The organism is Eggerthella sp. (assembly GCF_048329335.1).
Taxonomy (GTDB): Bacteria; Actinomycetota; Coriobacteriia; order Coriobacteriales; family Eggerthellaceae; genus Eggerthella; species Eggerthella lenta.
Genome location: NZ_DBFEGU010000255.1, coordinates 1 through 3,571 on the forward strand (window position 1 = coordinate 1; position 3,571 = coordinate 3,571).

At 66.6% G+C, this 3,571-nt stretch carries 4 protein-coding genes; 1 reads left to right on the plus strand and 3 read right to left on the minus strand.

Translation table 11 applies throughout. The annotated features are described in order from the left end of the window. Together ACMO6A_RS08150 and ACMO6A_RS08155 are read right to left on the minus strand one after the other, a co-directional pair. Positions 1 to 526: thiamine pyrophosphate-binding protein (locus ACMO6A_RS08150; protein WP_418471065.1), on the minus strand; the 526-nt coding region annotated here is incomplete at its 3' end. Beyond that, on the minus strand, positions 523 to 1,995 hold the full coding sequence (locus tag ACMO6A_RS08155; protein WP_009305334.1) for an isochorismate synthase: 1,473 nt from the start codon (positions 1,993 to 1,995) through the stop codon (positions 523 to 525). The genes ACMO6A_RS08155 and ACMO6A_RS08150, both read right to left, overlap by 4 nt. 157 nt (positions 1,996 to 2,152) lie before the next feature. On the opposite strand from ACMO6A_RS08155, the gene mscL reads away from it, so the two are divergent. Further along, positions 2,153 to 2,614, plus strand: a complete 462-nt coding sequence (mscL, locus tag ACMO6A_RS08160) for a large conductance mechanosensitive channel protein MscL (RefSeq protein ID WP_009305335.1) — start codon at positions 2,153 to 2,155, stop codon at positions 2,612 to 2,614. A 6-nt stretch (positions 2,615 to 2,620) separates the two neighbouring features. On the opposite strand, the gene nhaA is transcribed toward mscL, so the two are convergent. After that, a partial coding sequence (gene nhaA / locus ACMO6A_RS08165; RefSeq protein ID WP_418471066.1) for a Na+/H+ antiporter NhaA occupies positions 2,621 to 3,571 on the minus strand: 951 nt, incomplete at its 5' end.

Sequence of the window (3,571 nt, forward strand, 5' to 3'; positions counted from 1 at the left end):
CCGTCGCGCGCCCGGCCCCCTCCCCGCCTGCGGCGATGCACGCCTCGCGCGCAGCTTGGCGCGCGAACGCGATGGCGGCCGCATCGGCAGCGGGCTCGGGCATGTTGCGGAACGCGCGCACGTGCGAGCCGTACGCGTTCAACTGGTCGCACGTTTGCGGCGCGCCCAAGCCTTGCAGTCGCGCCGGACGGTCGCCCGTCAGCACGACGAGCGGCACGCGTGACGACTCGGCCTCCAACACGGCCGGGTAGTAGTTCGCCACCGCGGTGCCGGATGTGCAGATGACGGCCGCCGGTTGCCCACTCGCCTTCGCCAGCCCCAATGCGAAGAACGCGGCGCCGCGCTCGTCCACGTCCACGAACAACCGAAGACGATCGGGGAAGCGGCGCGACAGCTCGTAGGCCGTCATGGCCAGCGGCGTCGAGCGCGACCCGGGGCTGACCACCACGTCGTGCACGCCCCATCGTTCCAGCTCGTCGAAGAACGCGCCCAGGAACAGGGCGCTGGCTGTAGGATCGGCCCTCATCGCGCACCCCCGTCACTCGTATGTCGCCGGTCGTTCGTAACGTCAGCGAGGGTTTCCGCGGTGCCCAAGCTGGGGTCGATGGCGGGGGCGTGGCGCGCCTCGCAGGAAGTCCCCGCAGGGGATACTTTGGTACGCGAGTCTTCGTCAGCGGCCACAGATCGGGTGCTGCGGGAAGCCGCAGCGTCGACTCGTTCCGTCGGCTGACAAGCCGACGGAACCTCTTCCCCGTCGAACGCCGACAGGACCGTCTTCAGCTTCATGCCGATTTCGTCGTACTCGTCGTCGGCCACGCTGCCCTCGACGATGCCGCAGCCGGCGTACACCCAGCCCACCTCGCCGTCGAACACGCCGGTGCGCAGCGCCACGGAGAACTCGCCGTCGCCCGCGCCGTCCACGTAGCCGCAAGCGCCCGCGAAGAACCCGCGGTTGTACGCTTCGATGCTCCTGATCAGCATCTGCGCCTCGCCCACCGGCGTGCCCGCCACGGCGGGCGTGGGATGCAGATCGTCCTTCATCGTTCCCAGGTCGACGCCTTCCAACATGCGCGCGCGGGCGGGCGTGCACAGGTGCTGCACGTGGGTGAGCGGCAGGATGCCCGGCTGGGCGGGCACGTCGACGTCGTAGCATGTGCGGTTGAACACCTCTCGAATGAACCGCACCACGTAGTCGTGCTCGGCGCGGTTCTTCGCGTCGGCCATCAGCTCATCGGCCAACCGCGCGCGCTCTTCCTCGGTGGCGCCGGCGGGACACGTGCCGGCCAGGCACATGCTCTCCACCTCGTTGCCGCGCTTGCGTACCAGCAGCTCGGGCGTGCAGCCGCAGAAGAACACGTCGGCGTAGCGGTACAGCAGCACGGTGCCGCGCGCCGAGCCGTCGATGAGGTTCACCAACAGGTCCTTCGACGAGAACGGCTCCAGCGCCTCGAGGCGCTGGCGGCGCGACAGCACCACCTTGCTGATGCGCCCCCGCCCGATGGCGTCGAGCGCCGCTTCCACGTTCGCGCGCCACGCGTCACGCGAGTCGGGCTCCAGCTTGAACGGGATGGTACGGCGGTTGCGACGCGGCGCAGCGGCGGCTTGGCGGGCGAACCGCGCGATGCGGCCAGGATAGACCGGGCTCAACGAGTTCACCTGCAAATACGCGCCGCGATCGTCCTCGACGAGGATCACTTCGGGCAGCATGAACTTCAAGCGGGGAAATGCCTCGAACAGCTCGTCGGTCGGCGACGGGTTCTCGGCGTCGAAACGGTTGAACGAGAAGAAGACGGGCTGCTGGCCGACGGGGCCTTCGAGCTCGCATTCGATGCCGTCGAGCGCAGGCAGCGCAATGCAGCGCCCCATGCCCATGAAGCGGACGGGGCGGTCTTTGCGATAGTAGACGAACTGGTCGGTGAAACCCTTCTGCAGCGCGCAATACGCATCGACGATGTCGGCCTCGATCGGTTGCGTGTATGAAAAGATTCTCGTCATCGTGGCCTCTCCCGCCTTCGTCGCCTTGCTCCCGGCGCGCCGAATCGTCAACGATTTCCGCGCCCGCATCGCATTCTAGCACGACGTCTTCTACACTATTCCTGTCCGACGGCGGACGCACGCATCCTCGCCCGCAAGCACGCAAGAAAGGCACACTATGAAAAAGTTCTTCGAGGAGTTCAAGGAGTTCATCAATCAGGGCAACGTCATGGACCTGGCCGTAGCGGTGGTCATCGGCACGGCATTCACGGCCATCGTGAACTCGGTGGTGAGCGACCTCATCATGCCGTTGATCTCGCTGGTCACGGGCGGTATCGATTTCTCGGACATGAAGATACCCCTGGGCACGGGGCCCGATGCGGCCGCGTTCACCTACGGAAACTTCATCAACGCGGTCATCCAGTTCCTCATCATCGCGCTGGTGGTGTTCCTCATCGTGAAGGCCCTCAGCCGGGCGCGCATGCTGACGCGCCGGGGCAAGCATATCGAAGAGCAGGATGCCCCGAAATGCCCCTTCTGCCTCGAGGAAGTGAACGAGGGCGCCACCCGCTGCCCGCACTGCACCGCCGAGCTGCCCGCCCCGGCCGCGGCGGCCGCGAAAGCGGGAGGCGAAGCGTAGGGCATCTCAACGGATAGGCTCCTCATCTTCCTCGTCGGTCACGGCGCGCAGGATGAAGAATCCCGCGATGCCGGCGATCAGCGATGCCGCCAGGATAGCCGCTTTCGCCATGGCGATCATGTTCGGGTCGACGAACGCGAGGTTCGTCACGAAGATGGCCATGGTGAAGCCCACGCCGCCCAGAACCGACACGCCTCCGATATGGCCCCAGTTCACGCCCTGCGGCAGATCGGACAGCTTCAGCTTCACGGTGAGCCACGTGGCCAGGAAGATGCCCAGCGGCTTGCCGAACAGCAGACCGCAGAACACGCCGATGGTCACCGGGTTCGTGACGATGGACAAGGGATCCATGCCCGTCAGCACCACGCTGGCGTTCGAGAACGCGAACAGCGGCAGGATGAAGAAGTACACGGGGATGTGCAGGCGATGGTCGAGGCGCGTGATAGGCGGGATGGACAAGCGCGACACGCGGCCGATCTCGGCCACCTCGGACAGGTACTCCTTCTGCACGATGTCGGGCTCGCCGGGGTCGTAGCGATCATCGGCGCGACGGGCGCAGGCGGCGAACCAGCTCGGAGCGCGGTCGAGCTTCACCTGCGAGCGCGCCGGGATGGCAAGCGCCAGCAGCACGCCGGCGATGGTGGCGTGCACGCCCGACATGAGAAAGCACGCCCACATCCCCAGGCCCACGACGAGGTACGGCAGCAGATCGTAGATGTGCAGCCGGTTGAACACGATGAGCACGGCGAACAGGCCCAAACCCCCGGCCAGCCACGCCACGTCGAGGTTCGCGGTGTAGAAGACGGCGATCACCATGATGGCGATGATGTCGTCGGCGATGGTGAGCGTCGAGAGGAACGAGCGCAGCCCCGCCGGGATGCGGCTTCCCAACAGCGCGAGAATGCCCAGGCAGAACGCGATATCGTTCGCCATGGGAACGCCCCAGCCCTGCTCGAA